We start from the raw sequence: 15,742 nt of genomic DNA, 5'->3' as shown, positions 1-15,742 counted from the left end.
TCGCGGGGCGCGGAGGCCTGCGAACTGGCGTTAGTCCGTGACGTCGGTGGCTCCGCGTCCGGTGTGGTAGCTGACCGACACGCCGGCTCGCATTCGGGTCTCCGCCACGATGTCGCGCAGTTGCTCGAAGAGGTCCCCGCGCAGGAGCAGGTCGGATCCCTCCACGGCGGGAAAGGCCGGCTGGTAGCTGCCGTCGTGGACAAGGTGCCCGCGCCACAGGCGGCCGACGAGGGCCGGACCGGCACGATCGCTGAGGCTGAACCCGCAGATGCCCGGCGTCGGTTCCAAATCCAGCGTCACGATGAGGGGTAGGGCGGGCACGAACAGGAACGGCGGCTCGCCAAGGCCGATCGTTCGCCGAGGCTCCTCGCTGAGGGCCGCTACGGGCCAGTCCTCGGTCCTAAGAGCCGCGGCCGCCCTGCCTGCGTCCATCCTGGCGTCGCGCTGAATCGGCACGGTCCAGAACCGCCACGGCATCGACGAGAACGGCAGCGAGCCTTCAGGCGGCTCCGTGTCGGTTACTTCCAGTCCCGCCATGATCACCATGGTGCGAGCGGGTCGGTCCGGGTACCGATGTGGTGGCGTGCTGTGACGCTCGATGAGGGCGATCTGGGTCCACCCGGCATGGGGCCCCCCGTCGACGCGTGCGAGCGCGGCGGATCCTCCCGGGAGGCGGCGCAGGCCGACGGCCGCCTCGGAACCAGGCGGTGGCCACATCGTGTCGTCGCGATCGTTGGCCGCCCACGGCGCGGGGGGAAGCGACCACCGCAGCGGTTCCGGTCTGGTCAGTGGTCGCGGGATCCGGGCGAGCTCGGCGCGGACGGCCAGTCTGGGGTCGTCGGCTAGGCGGCGGGCGGCGCGGCGCTCGAACGCCGGGGCATCGACAATCCGCCCGCCCTGTGCCATGGCCAGCCGGATCCCCGCGGCAGCGCGCTGCAGAGCATTCTCGACGACGGCCTCGTCCGCCAGGTACGCGTCTGGGATGGCCGTGCTGCTCGGATGGCGAAGTTGCTGGAGCTGCTCGCGGATCAACTGCTCGAAGTCGTCGGTCTCGAGCGCCGCCACCGCTAAGGCAATGGCAGCCTCACGCAGTCCAGGGGCAGCACCAGCCGTAGTGAGCCGGTCACTGAGGATTTCGTCCAGGAGTTGTTCGGCGATGGCCTTCGCGTGGTCGATCATCGGGGCCTGTCGGTGAGGGAGTCGGCGATCGCCCGTCGAAGAGTCGGGTGAGCCTCCGTGGCCGGAGGGGCGGGGACCGGCCGACCTGCCCGCGCCAAGATCTCAGCGGCCAGTGCCCGTACGGACAGCTGGTCGCCGCCGGCAAGGACGGTCAGTTGCGCGGCGAGGTCGTGGGTCAGGGGTGCGTCTCGAAGACCCTCGCGGACGACGGCGAGCAGCCATGTAAGGGGACCGGCCCCGAGGTCAGCGCCGAGGACGCGTGCAGTCGCGGCCTGTGCCTCGGCCGGGCGGGCGGCGAGCAGCACGGTCGCGGCTACCAGGGCCCGGCGACGGTCGGCGCGGGTCGGCATGGCGACGATCGCTAGGGCGAGGCGGGCCAGCGCAACGTCCGTGGTCGATCGGGAGACAGAAGCCGTCGCGGGCTCATACGTCTCGGCGTCGTCGTAGGGGGTGCTGCCTGGGAGCCGGTGGGCGATGACCTGGAAGGCGGTGTCCCAGCAGGCGAAAGCGCTGCGCGGGCCGGGGCTGGCTGGATCGGGGGACTGGGCGGCGAACGCCGCGACGAGTGCCTGGGTGATGCCTCGGGTTCCATAACGACTGCCCTCGATGGCGGAGAGGACCTGGTCGGCCAGGATGGTGGCCGCCATGTCGGCGTCCAGCTCGACGGCGCGCCGCCAGAGATCCGGACGGTCGCGGCCGGCGAACGTGAGCCAACCGCCGCCACCCCGGATCTTGGTGAAGGCCAGCGAGCAGGCGGCGCTGGCCAGGCGGTCGAGCGGATCTGACGTGAGGTCGCGCCGCAGATCGAGCCCAGCAGCGATCTCGGCGAGCACGCTGGTGTCAGCCAGAGGGCCGAACTCCTCCGTGATCCGGTGGAGCAGCCGGATGGCGGCCTCTTGGCCGTCGTCGGCGGCCACTTCCAGCAGCCGCCAGCCCACTGCGTTGACCACTGCGTCGGCCGCCCAGCGTGGAGCCGCGGAATCGTCGTTGTACGGCTTCGTCGCGCGATCACGGATGGCGTCAACCGCGCCCGTAGCGCCCGGCGGTAGCAGCGGGCGTTGGACGGCCTGCAGGACCTGGGAGAGGCTGGGGCGGACAGGGCTGTCCCAGGGGGAGCGACGCGTAGTCCCGGCCATGCGGGGTTCCGGCGACGGCCCATCACCGCCCAGCCGGTGAGCCGCGTCGCGGAGGGCTGCTGTGGGTTCGGGACCTTCTGCCTCGGAGGCGTGGATCAGCGGCTGGTCGTCGTATGTGGCGGTGATCGCGTTCGCCAGGAGCGGGAGAACGCCGACGGCCCGGGCCGGGTCGTCGGTGGGGAGCGCATGGAGCCGGTGGAGAAGCGCTACATCGCCGTCGACGTCACGACCGCCGGGGCCGGCGGCAACTCGTAGAGCGGCCAGGATGACCGGATCGGCGTCAGCAGCCTGGCTGTACACCAGTTGCCGGTGTGCGGCGTCGGCTCGGGCATCCTCCAGGCCCGGTTCGGAGAGGAGAGCCTCCGCGGCGAGCGCCGCCGCGGCCTCGGGATCGAGGTCGGCTAGTTGACGCCACCAGTCCATGGGCGTCTGTGAGGTGCCGCGCCCGTTGGTGTGGTGCCGGACCAGGTAGGTGAGGCGGCGTACGCGGGCCAGCCTGCGGCGCCCCTGTTCAGGGTCGGCGGCGGTGAGGTCGGACAACGGATTCAGCAGCTCGTAGATCGTGCCGTCCTTGTGACTGCCGTAGCAGGCCATGTAGTGCGAGGCCCGCTGCCAGCACTGGAGTGCTTCATCGCGGTCGCCCGCGGTCAGACTGATGCGGGCCATCTCCAGCTCGAACGCGGCGAGCTGCGGGTAGTACGTGCCTCCTGATAACTCGGTGCGGCGCATCTGGTCCGTGAGCCGGTGGACGACGGCGGCGCCCGTCCGGTCGACCGTGCGGCTGAGCATCGCGAGCAGGTCGGTGGTGATGAGCGGGCCGGAGGGGTTCGTTCCCAGGTTCGTGGTCGTGGTGGTGCCGTCGCTGATCGCGGTCAGCGACACGAGTGCCGGCTCCAGGTCCGCTTCAGCCAGGAGCGCGACGGCCTCCTCGAGGACCTCGTGCATCGGCCCGTGGATGGACCACAGGTCGGAGGCGCGGGGGCGACCTGTGAAAGGTTGTGCTGACTCGGAGAGCCGGTCGAGGGCGACCCGCACGGCCGCAGACGCGGCGTCCGGACGGATCGTGCCAGCGTCCAGATCGCGCCGGAGGCCAACGGTACTCACGGTGAAGCGCAGCCACGCGCGGTAGAACCCGACACCTTCCAGGTCCGGCAGCAGCCGCGTGGGCGCCTGCGGGTCGACCTCACGGGCGAGCCTGACCTGCGTGAGCCATCGTCGGACGACGGCCGGCCGGTCAACGCTGCTCTCGCGCAACACTTCGGCCGTGCCGTCACGCAGCGTCGCGTCAATGTCGGATCCGAGGACGGTTGGGGCGAGGTCGGGGGCGGGCACGCCGTGCCACAGCATCCGGAGAGGGTCCGTGCCGGGGGAGCAGTCCCATGCCTCGGTGGCGAGTGCCCGTGGAGACGGGAGGTCGTGCTGGCCAGCGGCCGCGACGTCGGCGAGGTGGAGAAGTACCTCGGCGCGTCGCGTCGAGTCGTCGATGAGCCGGGCGGCGTCCAACAGCGCTGCCGTACCGAGGCCGTCGATGAGGACGTCGAGCAGGCGCGGCAGGGGCGGCAGGTTGTCCTGGGCCAGGTGGTTCGCGAGGCGCCCCGCGATGCCCTCCGGCCTGACCTCGTCGGCATCGTGGGTGTCTTGCTCGTCGTCCGTGCGTCCGGGGAGCCGCAGTCGGCCCCGCTGCACCGCCAGGTGCAGGTCATGGTCGCTGTCGCGGCCGTAGTGGACGTTGTCGTGGTCCTGGGTCTCCTCCCAGGCGGTCAGGTACGTGTCCCACGGGGCAGCGGCGCCGGCGGCGTCAACCGCGGCGCACAGCTGCAGGCCCCACCGAGCAGGCACGGTCGGGACGCCCTCGTAGAGCAGCCTGGCGGCCACGGTCTCGGGGCCCAGGAGCGCGACGAGTACATCGGCGTAGTCGACGATGGTTTCGGGGATCCCGTCGGCCTCGTAGGTGTCGGCGGCGCCTCGGAGCTCGACGAGACGGACCAGGGCCGGCCAGTCGCGGCGGGCTGCGCTGCGCCGCGCCGCGAGGTCGAGGACATGCGTGATGGCCGTGGGCGGCTGCAGTCCGGCGATCGCGCGGGACAGAAAGTCCGGTCCGATCAGGGCCATCAGGTCGTCGTCGCGGTCGAGTTCGACGAGGAGCTCGGGTAGATGGCGGAACGCCCGGGCGTCCACGAAGAACCCGCGGCCCATGAGCCAGGCGGCAGCCGCCGCGCGGACCTCGGCGACACCGGCCGCATCGGCCTCCGCTCGGAGGAAGCGGCTGAAGCTCTCGTGGTGGATGCGCAGACCGCCGACGCCGGGCTGCTGGGTGACGATGGGCGCAACGGTCGACAGAGCCGATGGGACCAGCGCGAACTGAGGGAAGATCTCCCGCATTTCGTCCGGCGTGACAGCGAAGTCGCAGACGGCTAGCAGGCTGACGGCGGCGCGCTGACCGTCGGTGAGCCCCCGCACGAGGTATCGGTAGTAGTCATCGAGATGGTCCGCGGTGGCTGGCACCTCCCGCAGCCGGTCCAGCGGGTCGACGGTCGAGGCTGCCTGCGGCGCTCCGCCGTCGAGGCCGGGGGCCGGCCCCATGGCCTGGCGGCACAGGTAGGTGGCGTACAGGGCGTTTCCCCTGGAGCGGGCGTAGATCAGGTCGACGGCAGCGTCCCTGCGACCGACGTCCTCACGTCCAACCGAGGCCGGGCCGAAGGCCGCCAGGAGGCCGAGCCGCTCCGCGAGGGATCGCGTCTCACTGTGGTTCAGCGGGGGGACGGTCAGGGGTGTGCCCTTGATTGGGGTGAGGTGCTCACCCGGCTGGCTGGCGAGCAGCAGCACGGCACCGGCGGGGAGTTCGAGCTCCGCCAGTTCGTGCACCAGCAGGCGCGCCGGATCTTCTGGGGTTCGGAAGGCTGCCCCGTCGGTGCGGCCGAGGACACGCGTGACGTGGTCTAGCCCGTCCACCATCAAGACGACTGGGCGTTCCGGAGAGGTATGTCGTACTGCGGCGACGGCGGCGGCGAGCGTCTCCCGAGTCGCGGCGAAGCGGGGGCGCACCTCTGCGACTGCGGCCGGTGCCAGTGTCTCGAGCTGGTGGATCAGGCTGCCGATCACGACGTCGGTCAGGACTCGCTGGCCGCGCTGCGCGTCGGCCGCGCCGAGCCAGCAGTGGTGTCGGGCGACGAGCCATTCCTCATCGCCGAGCCGGTCGGCGAGCTGCTCGCACAGCCACGACTTCCCGGCGCCGGGGGCGCCGGTGACGACGACGAACCCACCCTCCTTCGCCACCTCGTCGACGTACGCGACCACCATGTCGAGTACAGACGGCCGGGCGATGGCGACGGTCCTGTCCACCGGGTGGCCCTCGTGGACGGCGCCGAAGTCCACTGCCAGGTCAAGCCGCGGAGCTAGGTCGCGCGCGATAACCGTGCCGTTGATGCTGCGCGCCGCCTTCGCCGCCTCGATGAGAGAGAGCACCACGTCCTCCGGCGTCCGGTGCCGGTTGGGCGGACGACCGGCCCCAAGCTCGTCCGCGACCCGGCGGAGCAGTGCCTGTTCTGCCGGGCCTGGGTTGCGGATGTCGAGCGAGCAGGGGGGCAGTCCGACGTCGACGACCAGCGCGTCGCAGGCGCGTCGCAGGACGTCGTGGTCGATGTCGGCGAGGGTGGATCGCCACGGGTCTGTTGCCAGCAGGGCTTCCGCATCGAACCGCATGCGGGTGCTGGTCAGGCCGTACAGGACCGGGCCTGGGTCGGCGCCCGGGTCCACCCGCATGAGCACCGCGGTCAGGTCCGGCTCCTGCGGCTCCTTGTCGCGCAGCACGATTCGGTAGGACGTACCGGGGTGGTCCTGCAGATCCTTGTCGATCGAGGTGACGATCTCGTCCAACTGCAGGCCGCGGCGGTCGCCCGTGAAGCTGCCGGACGTCAGCTGACGCTCATGGGTGGTGTGCTTGATCTGGAGGCGCTGGCGGCCTCCGGACCCCCGTTCCGACGTGACGTCGTCGAACAGATCGCCCTTGAACGCCTTCGTGTCCACAACCACCGTCGTCGCCTGGCCAAGCATCAGGTCGACGAGACAGAGCGCCGTGAGCAGGTCCTGGTAGGCGTAGCCGAGGTGCGTCGGTCGCAGCCCCATCGCCTACCTCCGTCGCCCGTTGCTCAAGCGGCCGTGTACTGCCGAGGAGCGTCCGCCCCGTGCACGTGCTCGACGACGACTTCAGTTGTAGTCGAACGCACCGACAGGAGCCGCCGCATGACCGTGGTGGCGCTACGCGTTCGACGCTCGACCGGCTCAGAGGCCTTACGCGTTCCGGCTTGGGGCGCTTCGCGTTCTGCGCGTGTGAGAGAACGCCTCGCTCACCTGGGCGGCCGTCGTTCTCTCACACAGTCCACCCGCGTGGTGGCGCGAGGGGAGTTGCTCCCTCGACATCGGAACCGCGGGGATCGAGATCCACCGGGCTTCCGAGCTGTGACAAGCGTAGCGCGCCCATCCCCGGAGCCGTCGCGGCGGCCCGCGATGCACGCCAGCCGAAGAGGTCGGCAGTCCGCTCGGCTCCGGAGCCGCCGCTGCTCCGGCCTGATGGAGCCTGGCGGCTTCCGGTACGCCGCCTCGCTCCGCCGTCGGCAAGCGGCCCCAGCTCAGCCATCCGTTGCGGTCCGCAACCCTGGATGGCCTCTTGCGAGCAGTTTGCAATAACCTCGGCTGCGGCAGGACGCGCACCCGGCGCGGCTCGCCGTCGGAGCGGGAGGACGTCGCGTGCGCGCACGGCGGGGAGCGGTCCGGAACGCGGTGGCCGTCGGCGCATCAGCGATGCTGCTCGCCGGCTGCGGCGGCGCTGCCGGCGGCGGTCAGGGCGCGGCCGGCAGCCAGGATGCGCCCACCGAACTCCGGCTGGCGATCGGCGGGGAGCCCGACGACGGCTACGACCCCACGCTCGGCTGGGGCCGGTACGGCTCGCCGCTGTTCCACTCCACGCTGCTGACCCGCGACGCGGACCTCGACGTCGTCCCCGACCTGGCCACCGGCTGGTCGGTGAGCGGCGACGGCCTGGTGTGGACCGTCGACCTCCGCACGGACGCCCGCTTCACCGACGGCGAGCCCGTCACCGCCGACGACGTCGCCTACACCTTCACCACCGCGAGCGAGAGCGGCGGCCTGACCGACGTCACCGCGCTGGCCGAGGCCGTCGCCGTGGACGAGGACACCGTCGAGCTCCGCCTGGAGCGGCCGCAGAGCACCTTCGTCAACCGGCTGGTCTCGCTGGGCATCGTGCCCGAGCACGCGCACGGCCCGGACTACGCGCGCAACCCGGTCGGCTCGGGCCCCTACACCCTCGTGCAGTGGGACGAGGGCCAGCAGCTCATCGTCGAGCGCAACGACGACTACTACGGGGAGCAGCCGGCCTTCGAGCGCCTCGTCTTCCAGTTCACCGGCGAGGACACCTCGCTGGCCGCCGCGACCGCGGGCCAGGTCGACATGGCCGCCGTCCCCGCGCAGCTGGCCACCACCCAGGTCCCCGGCATGGAGCTGATCGCCGTCCAGTCGGTCGACAACCGCGGCATCATGTTCCCGTTTCCGCCCGACGAGGGCCGGACCACCGACGACGGCCGGCCGATCGGCAACGACGTCACCTCCGACCGGGCCGTGCGCCAGGCCATCAACTACGCGGTCGACCGGGCGGCCCTCGTCGACGGCGTGCTGGAGGGCTACGGCTCGCCGGCGACCGGACCGGTGGACGGGCTGCCCTGGGATGAGCCCGCGGCGGCGATCACCGACGCCGACCCGGCGCGCGCCGCGCAGCTGCTCGAGGAGGCCGGCTGGGTGGACGGCGACGGCGACGGCGTCCGCGAGCGCGACGGCGTCCCGGCCGCGTTCACCCTGCTCTACCCGGCCGGCGACACGCTGCGGCAGGCGCTCGCCCTCGCCGTCGTCGACATGCTCGCCCCGGTCGGTATCGACGTCACCGCCGACGGCGCCAGCTGGGACGTCATCGACCAGCGGCTGCACGCCGACGCCGTCCTCTTCGGGTGGGGCAGCCTCGACCCGACCGAGATGTACAACCTCTACTCGTCGACGCAGGCCGGCGTCGAGTACTGGAACCCGGGCTACTACGCCAACCCCGAGGTCGACGCGGACCTCGAGGCGGCGATGACCGCGCCCGACCAGGACGCCGCGATCTCGCACTGGAAGGCCGCCCAGTACGACGGCGAGGGCGCCGGTTCCGGGCCGACCGGGGACGCCGCCTGGGCATGGCTGGTCAACCTCGACCACACCTACTTCGTCGACGAGTGCCTCGACCTGGGCACCCCGCGGATCGAGCCGCACGGGCACGGCTGGCCGATCACCGCGGGGATCGCGGACTGGCAGTGGAGCTGCTGAGCCGGGCCGTGCGCGGGGTGGCCGGCCGGCTGGTGCGGCTGGCCCTGCTGCTCGCCGCGGTCGCCACCGCCTCGTTCGCGCTGGTGGTCAACTCGCCGGTCGACCCCGTGGACGCCTACGTCGGCGGGGACATCGCCGCCGTCGGCCCCGAGCAGCGCGCGCTCATCGCCGAGCGCTGGGGGCTGGACGAGTCGCCCCTGGAGCGGTTCGGAGCCTGGCTGGGCAACCTCGTGCAGGGCGACCTGGGCCGCTCGCTCACCTTCAACCAGCCGGTCGCGGAGGTCATCGGCGAGCGTTTCCTCGCCAGCCTGGCGCTGATGGCGACCGCGTGGCTGCTCTCCGGGCTGTTCGGCTTCGCGCTCGGCGTGCTCGCCGGCGTCCGCCAGGGGCGGTTCACCGACCGGGCGATCTGCTGGTGGGCCTACACGCTGGCCTCCGCGCCCACGTTCTGGGTGGGCCTGCTGCTGCTCTACGTCTTCTCCGTGCAGCTGGGCTGGACACCGGTGTGCTGCGCGGTCCCGGTCGGCACGCTCGCCGAGGACGTCACCCTCCTCGACCGGCTGCACCACCTGGTCCTCCCGGCGCTGACGCTGTCGATCGTGGGCGTCGCCCCGGTCGTGCTGCACACCCGGTACGCCGTGGTCGAGGCGCTGGCCAGCGACTACGTCGCCTTCTCCCGCGCGCAGGGGGAGTCGGTGCCCGGGGTCGTCCTCCACCGGGTGCTGCGCAACGCCGCCGCCCCGGCCGTGCTGCTGCAGTTCAGCTCGCTCGGCGAGCTCTTCGGCGGCGCGGTCCTCGCCGAGCAGGTCTTCTCCTATCCCGGGCTCGGCGCCGCCACCACCGCTGCCGCACTCGGCCAGGACGTGCCGCTGCTCCTGGGCATCGTCCTGTTCACCACCGTCTTCGTCTTCGTCGGCAACCAGCTCGGCGACCTCGTCCACGCCCGGCTCGACCCGCGGGTCACCACGGACCTCGCCGCCGCCCGGCGGGGTCGGCGTGCCAAGGCCGCGCCGTACGGGCCGCCGGAGGTCGGGGACCTCCGGCCGGCTGCTTCGTCCGAGCCCGCCGTCGTCGGGCAGGGGGTGCGATGAGCGCCGTCGTCGCCGACCCCGCCGCCCGGCCCCGGTTCCTGGGGGACCGCCGCCGCCGGACCCTCGCCTGGGTCGCGGTCTCGTCGCTGGTCGTGCTCGGCGTCTTCGTCGCCGGCGGCCTCGCGGGCGACGCCGCCTCCACCACGGCGCTGGCGGACCGCAACCTCGGCCCCTCGACGGCGCACCTGTTCGGCACCGATCCGCTGGGCCGCGACCTGCTGGCGCGCGTCCTGACGGGGTTGCGGCTCAGCCTCGTGGTCGGGACGACGGCGGCGCTGATCTCCGCCGTCATCGCGCTGGTGCTGGCCTCGGCCGCGGCGGTGTTCGGCGGCGTCGTCGACCGGGCGGTGAGCTGGCTGGTCGACCTCTTCCTCGCGCTGCCGCACCTGGTCCTGCTCATCCTGCTGGCGTTCGTGTTCGGTGGCGGCACCGAGGCCGCCGTCCTCGCCATCGCCCTCACCCACTGGCCGACGCTCACCCGGGTGCTGCGCGGCCGGGCGCGGGAGATCGTCTCGTCGGACTACGTCGCCGTCTCCCGGCAGCTCGGGCGCGGCCGCGGCTGGATCGCCCGCCACCACCTGGCCGGGCACCTCACGGGCCACTTCCTCGTCGGCGCCGTCCTGCTCTTCCCGCACGCAATCCTGCACGAGGCGGCGCTCTCCTTCCTCGGGCTCGGCGTCGACCCCGGCGAGCCCTCGATCGGCGTGCTGCTGGCCGAGGCGATGCGTTACCTCAGCGCCGGCGCCTGGTGGCTGGCGGTGCTGCCGGGCCTGTGCCTGCTGGTCGTGGTCAAGCTCGTCGACACGATCGGCGAGAACACCCGGGCGCTGCTGGACCCGCGGAGCGCGCACCTGTGAGCACGTTGCTGGAGGTGCGCGGCCTCGAGGTGGACTTCGTCCAGTACGAGCGTGGCCTGCGTCGCCGCACGGTGACCGCGCTGGCCGGCATGGACCTGACCGCGGCTCCGGGCGAGGTCGTCGCGCTGGTGGGGGCCAGCGGCGCCGGCAAGTCGCTGCTGGCGCACGCCGTCCTCGGCCTGCTGCCGCAGAACGCGGTGGAGCGCGGGACGGTGACCTACGACGGCGTGGAGGTAGACCCGGCCGGGCGCAGGGAGCTGGCCGGGCGGGAGATCGCGCTGCTGCCGCAGTCGGTGAGCTTCCTCGACCCGCTGAGCCGGGTCGGCCGGCAGGTGCGGCGCTCGGCACGGCTGGCCGGCCGTCCGGACGCGCGCCGGGCCGCCGAGGAGGCGCTGGCCCGGCGCGGCCTGGGGCCGGAGGTGCTGCGCCGGTACCCGCACGAGCTCTCCGGCGGCATGGCGCGGCGCGTGCTGGTCGCCATGGCCACGATGGGCCGCCCCCGGCTCCTGCTGGCCGACGAGCCGACCAGCGGCCTGCCGGCCGCGACCGTCCGGTCCACCCTCGCTGAGTTCCGCGCGATGGCCGACGACGGCGGCGCGGTCGTGCTGGTCACCCACGAGCTGCTGGCCGCCCTGGAGGTGGCCGACCGGGTGGTCATCTGCCGCGACGGGCGCACCGTCGACGTCGCCGACCCGCAGGCCTTCACCGGTGACGGCTCCCAGCTCCAGCACCCGTACACCCGCGCGCTCTGGCAGGCGCTGCCGGTCAACGGCTTCCGGTCGCCCGCGGCGGTGGAGGCCTGATGCTGCACGCCGACGACGTCTGGTTCCGCTACGGCACCGGGCAGCCATGGGTCCTGGTCGGGGTGGACCTCCGCGTCGGGGCCGGTGAGGTGGTGGGGCTGTGCGGGCCGAGCGGCGGGGGCAAGAGCACCCTCGCCCGGGTGCTCGCCGGCTTTGCCGAGCCGGTCCGCGGCCGGGTCACCGTGGACGGGCAGCTGCCGAGGGCCGGGCGCGGGCCGCACCCGGTGCAGCTGGTGCTCCAGCACCCCGAGCGCGCGATGGACCCCCGCTGGACGGTGCGCCAGGTGCTCGCCGCCACCGGCGCCTCCGGCGACGACATCGCCGCGCTGGACCGGCGGCTGGTCGCCCCCGGCTGGCTGGACCGCCACCCGCACGAGATCAGCGGCGGCGAGCTGCAGCGGGTCAACCTGGCCCGGGCGCTGCTGGCCCGGCCGCGCTACCTGGTCGCCGACGAGATCACCGCCAGCCTGGACGCCGTCACGCAGGTGGGCGTCTGGGACCTCCTGCTCGGGCACTGCCGGGCGGCCGGGATCGGGCTGCTCGCCGTCTCCCACGACCGGCCGCTCCTGGAGGCCGTGAGCGCCCGCGTCGTCGACTGGGAGCCCGTGGACGCCGCGCCGCCCTGAGCCGAGCGTCCGTACGAGGGACGGGTCCTCCGCCGGCCGTCGGACGGTCCCGGGCGCGCGGTCAGCCGGGTCCGCGGTCCTCCGCGGGGTCGAGGTCGACGGTCAGGAGGCGTTGCCGCTCGACCTGGGCCCGCACGGCGGCCAGGTCGCCGGCCGAGCGCAGCGCATGGGCGAGCGCCCCCGCGCTGTCCGCCCGGGCTGCGCGGGCGAGCGAGTCGAGGAGCTCCTGCAGCGCGCCTCCCCGTTCACCGTGGTGCACCAGCCGGGCCACGTCGTTGACCGTGCTGCGCACGTCCTGCACCAGCAACGGGAGCTCGCGCACCGTGTAACCGACCAGGACCGCCAGGTCGAGCGGCAGGCGGAGCAGCGCCGTGGTCGCGGGCAGCAGGCCGAACCGGGGCGGCGGAGGGGGAGTGGCCGGGCCGAGGCCGTCGTCGGTCGCCACAGCGGGGCCTCCCTGTCGGGCCGGTGGTACGTCGGGGCCGCGGGTGCGCGGGCCCGGCCGGCTCCCCGGCAGGCTAGCGGCCCCCGCCGCTACGGTGCCCGATGTGATCGAGACCACCTGGAAGGACGCCACCGCGCAGGCCGAGCTGGTCCGCACCGGCCAGGCCACGCCCGCCGAGCTCGTCGACGCCGCGATCGAGCGGATCGAGCGCGTGAACCCGCGGCTGGACGCGGTGATCCGCGAGCGGTTCGAGGCCGCCCGCGCCGAGGCCGCCGGCGACCTGCCGGCCGGGCCGTTCCGCGGCGTCCCGATCCTGCTCAAGGACCTCGGCTGCCACGTCGCCGGGGAGGCGACGCACTACGGCACCTCCTTCCTGCGGGACGCCGACATGCGCTGGTCCGTCGACAGCCACCTCGCGCAGCGGTTCCGCGCGGCGGGCTTCGTCGTCCTCGGCCGCACCAACGTGCCGGAGTTCGGCACCACGATCACCACGGAACCGGCCGCGCACCCGCCGGCCCGCAACCCGTACGACACCAACCGGTCGGCGGGTGGCTCCAGCGGAGGATCGGCGGCCGCGGTCGCCGCCGGCCTGGTCCCGGTGGCCCACGCCAACGACGGCGGCGGCTCGATCCGGATCCCGGCGGCGGAGTGCGGCCTCGTCGGGCTCAAGCCCACCCGGGCACGGGTCAGCCAGGGCCCCGAGGTGGGCGAGAGCTGGGCCGGCGCGACCATCGACGGCGTCGTCACCCGCACCGTCCGCGACACCGCCGCCGTCCTCGACTGCATCGCCGGTCCGATGCCCGGCGACCCGTACGCCGCCCCGCCGCTGGCTCGTCCGCTCGCCGAGGAGGTCGGGGCGCCGGTGGGCCGGCTCCGCGTCGGCCTGCTGGACGCCGAGCCGGGGGAGCAGTACCTCGACGACCCCGCGTGCCGGGAGGCGGTGGAGCGCACCGGGCGGCTGCTCGCCGACCTCGGCTGCGACGTCGGGCCCGGGACGCCGGCCGCGATGTTCGAGCCCGAGTTCCCGCGCCGGTTCACGACCACCATCGCGGCGGACGTGGCGCTGACCCTCTCTGCCTTCGAGCGGTCGCTGGGCCGGCCGATCGAGGACGGGGAACTGGAGCCGCGCAACGTCTTCTACCGCGCCGTGGGGCGGAAGCTGTCGGCCGAGGAGTACGTCGGCGCCCGCACGTGGCTCGGGTCGTGGAGCGGCCGCATGGCGGGGTGGTGGGCTCCGGCCGAGCTGGGTGGTCAGGGCTACGACCTGCTGGTCACGCCCACCATCGCGGCGCCGCCGCCGGAGCTCGGCTGGATGACCGCGGCCGGGCCCAGGGAGGAGGGGCGGCGGATCAACAGCCTCATGCCCTACACCGCGCAGTTCAACGTCACCGGCCAGCCGGCGGTCAGCCTGCCGCTGCACCGGACGGCGGAGGGGCTGCCCGTGGGAGTCCAACTCGTCGCCGCCGTCGGCCGGGAAGACCTGCTGGTCCGCGTGGCCGCGGCCCTCGAGGAGGCCGCACCGTGGGCGGACCGCCGTCCGCCGGTGTCGGCGTGAGCGGCCCGTACTTCCTGGTGCTGCTGACCGCGGCACCGGGCGGGGAGGCGCCGCTGCCCGACCACGAGGCGTTCGTCGACTCGCTCGTCGACCGGCAGCTGGTGCTGCTCGGTGGCCCGCTCGGGGAGGGGGACGCCGCCTACGTCCTCCGCTGCGCCTCCCTGGACGAGGCGCGCGACGTCGTCGCGGCGGACCCGCTGGTGACCTCCGGCGCGTGCACGGCCGCCGTCACGCCGTGGGACCTCGTCGGGGTGGACCTGCGGCTGGTCGACCCCGACCTGGTCGTCGATGACGGGTGACCGCCCGACCGCGCCCACCCGGCCTCCGGCCGGTCCGCCTAGACTCGGGCGGCCACGGGGTGTGGCGCAGCTTGGTAGCGCACCCGCTTTGGGAGCGGGGGGCCGTGGGTTCAAATCCCGCCACCCCGACCGTGTGATGTCTCAGGACATCCCGGACGCCCGAACCCACGGATCGTGGGTTCGGGCGTCCGTCATTTGCGGGTGGGTCCGGGTGGTCGGCCGGTGGGCTGGTAGTCGCGGGTGGGGTCGATGGTGAGCTCCCGGAGCAGTTCGCCGGTGGCGGCGTCGATGACGCGGACGTGCAGGTCCTGGACGAGGAGCAGGACGTGGGTTCGGGCGTGGGTTCGGCCGACGCCGATGTGGTGCAGGCGGCCGGCCAGGCGGAGGGTGACGCAGCCGGTTTGGTCGATCTTGTCGGTGCGGACCCGGTGGTGGGTGTCGGTGTTGCGGTCGGCCGAGGGGCCGGCTTTGGGGCGGGTGCTGTAGGCGGTCGCGGGGGTGGCCCGCTGCGGTAGCGAGCGGTGCGGGCGGTGGGAGTTGTAGGCGGCGACGAAGACGTCGAGCAGTGCCTGCAGGTCAGCGGTCGTGGCTGGTTGGGCGGGTTGGGCGCGCAGCCATTTCTTGAGCGTCTGCTGGAAGCGTTCGACCTTTCCGCAGGTGGTGGGGTGGTTGGGGCGGGAGTTCTTCTGCGTGATGCCTAGCCGGCGCAGCTCGGTCTCGAGGTGGTTGCGTCCGCCGCGGCCGCCGGCGAAGCGGGTGGTGTAGACCATGCCGTTGTCGGTGAGCGTGGAGGCCGGGTAGCCGTGCTGGGCTGCGGCGTTGGTGAAGGTGGCGAGCACGATCGGGCCGGTGATCCGGGCGTGGGCGGAGACGTGCAGGGCCAGCCGGGAGTGGTCGTCGAGCCAGGTGATGATCTCCGTGTCGGCGCCGGTGGTCAGCCGGTAGTGGGTGAAGTCCGACTGCCAGGTCTCGTTGGGCTGCTCGGCGGCGAAGCGGATGTAGGAGGACTTCGGCCGCTTCGCCGGATCAGGGGTGACTGCGCCCTGAGCGCTCAGGATCCGGTGGATCGTGGCCCGGGACAGGGTGGTCTGGTGGTGCTGGGTCAGGTGCCACCCGATGGTGTCCGCGCCGGCGTCCAGCCCTGACTCGGCCAGTTGCTTGCGCAGCACCAGGACCCGTTCCACCGTGGCCGCCGGGGTGGCCCGGGGTGAGGTGTGTGGCCGCCGCGAGCGCGGCTCGAAGGCGGCGTCGCCCTCGGCTCGGTAGCGCTCGAGCAGCTCATACAGCCAGGAGCGGGAGACGCCGTAGGCGGCGATGACCTCAGCCGGTGAGCGGCCCTCGACCTCGATCGCGGTGATGACCAGCCGGGCTTTGGACATGGT

General features: G+C 73.3%; 11 protein-coding genes and 1 tRNA gene. 8 read left to right on the top strand and 4 right to left on the bottom strand.

Features of this window, described 5'->3' with window-relative positions; translation table 11 throughout:
- Positions 1 to 30: 30 nt before the first annotated feature.
- Both ACI79P_RS14290 and ACI79P_RS14285 read right to left on the bottom strand, forming a co-directional pair.
- The gene (locus ACI79P_RS14290) at positions 31 to 1,179 is read right to left on the bottom strand and encodes a hypothetical protein (RefSeq protein ID WP_456581720.1); all 1,149 of its coding nucleotides are present in this window, start codon (positions 1,177 to 1,179) and stop codon (positions 31 to 33) included.
- A complete protein-coding gene (locus ACI79P_RS14285) occupies positions 1,176 to 6,440 on the bottom strand; it encodes an AAA family ATPase (RefSeq protein WP_456581719.1) in 5,265 nt (1,754 codons plus the stop codon). The genes ACI79P_RS14290 and ACI79P_RS14285 overlap by 4 nt, the downstream gene beginning before the upstream one ends.
- Positions 6,441 to 7,061: 621 nt before the next feature.
- Between ACI79P_RS14285 and ACI79P_RS14280 the strand changes: the two genes are divergently transcribed.
- The 5 genes from ACI79P_RS14280 to ACI79P_RS14260 are packed head-to-tail and all read left to right on the top strand — an operon-like array spanning position 7,062 to position 12,061.
- Positions 7,062 to 8,684: an ABC transporter substrate-binding protein gene (locus ACI79P_RS14280; protein ID WP_456581718.1), complete on the top strand. Its 1,623-nt coding sequence runs from the start codon at positions 7,062 to 7,064 to the stop codon at positions 8,682 to 8,684.
- Entirely contained in the window at positions 8,672 to 9,775 is a 1,104-nt protein-coding gene (locus tag ACI79P_RS14275; protein WP_456581717.1) for an ABC transporter permease, read from the top strand. The genes ACI79P_RS14280 and ACI79P_RS14275 overlap by 13 nt, the downstream gene beginning before the upstream one ends.
- A complete protein-coding gene (locus ACI79P_RS14270) occupies positions 9,772 to 10,632 on the top strand; it encodes an ABC transporter permease (protein ID WP_456581716.1) in 861 nt (286 codons plus the stop codon). The genes ACI79P_RS14275 and ACI79P_RS14270 overlap by 4 nt, the downstream gene beginning before the upstream one ends.
- Positions 10,629 to 11,435, top strand: a complete 807-nt coding sequence (locus ACI79P_RS14265; RefSeq protein ID WP_456581715.1) for an ATP-binding cassette domain-containing protein — start codon at positions 10,629 to 10,631, stop codon at positions 11,433 to 11,435. The genes ACI79P_RS14270 and ACI79P_RS14265 overlap by 4 nt, the downstream gene beginning before the upstream one ends.
- Positions 11,435 to 12,061, top strand: coding sequence for an ABC transporter ATP-binding protein (locus ACI79P_RS14260; protein ID WP_456581714.1), 627 nt, complete (start codon positions 11,435 to 11,437; stop codon positions 12,059 to 12,061). Before ACI79P_RS14265 ends, ACI79P_RS14260 begins: the two co-directional genes overlap by 1 nt.
- A gap of 61 nt (positions 12,062 to 12,122) precedes the next feature.
- Here the strand turns inward: ACI79P_RS14260 and ACI79P_RS14255 are convergent, their stop codons facing one another.
- The gene (locus tag ACI79P_RS14255) at positions 12,123 to 12,506 is read right to left on the bottom strand and encodes a hypothetical protein (RefSeq protein ID WP_456581713.1); all 384 of its coding nucleotides are present in this window, start codon (positions 12,504 to 12,506) and stop codon (positions 12,123 to 12,125) included.
- 103 nt (positions 12,507 to 12,609) lie between these two features.
- On the opposite strand from ACI79P_RS14255, the gene ACI79P_RS14250 reads away from it, so the two are divergent.
- The 3 genes from ACI79P_RS14250 to ACI79P_RS14240 all read left to right on the top strand — a co-directional run bounded on the left by ACI79P_RS14250 (position 12,610) and on the right by ACI79P_RS14240 (position 14,489).
- Positions 12,610 to 14,061: an amidase gene (locus tag ACI79P_RS14250; protein WP_456581712.1), complete on the top strand. Its 1,452-nt coding sequence runs from the start codon at positions 12,610 to 12,612 to the stop codon at positions 14,059 to 14,061.
- A complete protein-coding gene (locus ACI79P_RS14245) occupies positions 14,058 to 14,360 on the top strand; it encodes a YciI family protein (protein ID WP_456581711.1) in 303 nt (100 codons plus the stop codon). Before ACI79P_RS14250 ends, ACI79P_RS14245 begins: the two co-directional genes overlap by 4 nt.
- A gap of 55 nt (positions 14,361 to 14,415) precedes the next feature.
- A tRNA-Pro gene (locus tag ACI79P_RS14240) sits at positions 14,416 to 14,489 on the top strand.
- A gap of 62 nt (positions 14,490 to 14,551) precedes the next feature.
- On the opposite strand, the gene ACI79P_RS14235 is transcribed toward ACI79P_RS14240, so the two are convergent.
- Positions 14,552 to 15,739 (bottom strand): IS481 family transposase, encoded by a 1,188-nt coding sequence (locus ACI79P_RS14235; RefSeq protein ID WP_456581710.1) that lies wholly within the window; start codon positions 15,737 to 15,739, stop codon positions 14,552 to 14,554.
- Between the last annotated feature and the right edge of the window lie 3 nt (positions 15,740 to 15,742).

This window comes from Blastococcus sp. SYSU DS0510 (assembly GCF_054050835.1).
Note: the sequence above shows the minus strand (reverse complement) of the source record. Positions and strands in the feature narration are given on the sequence as shown.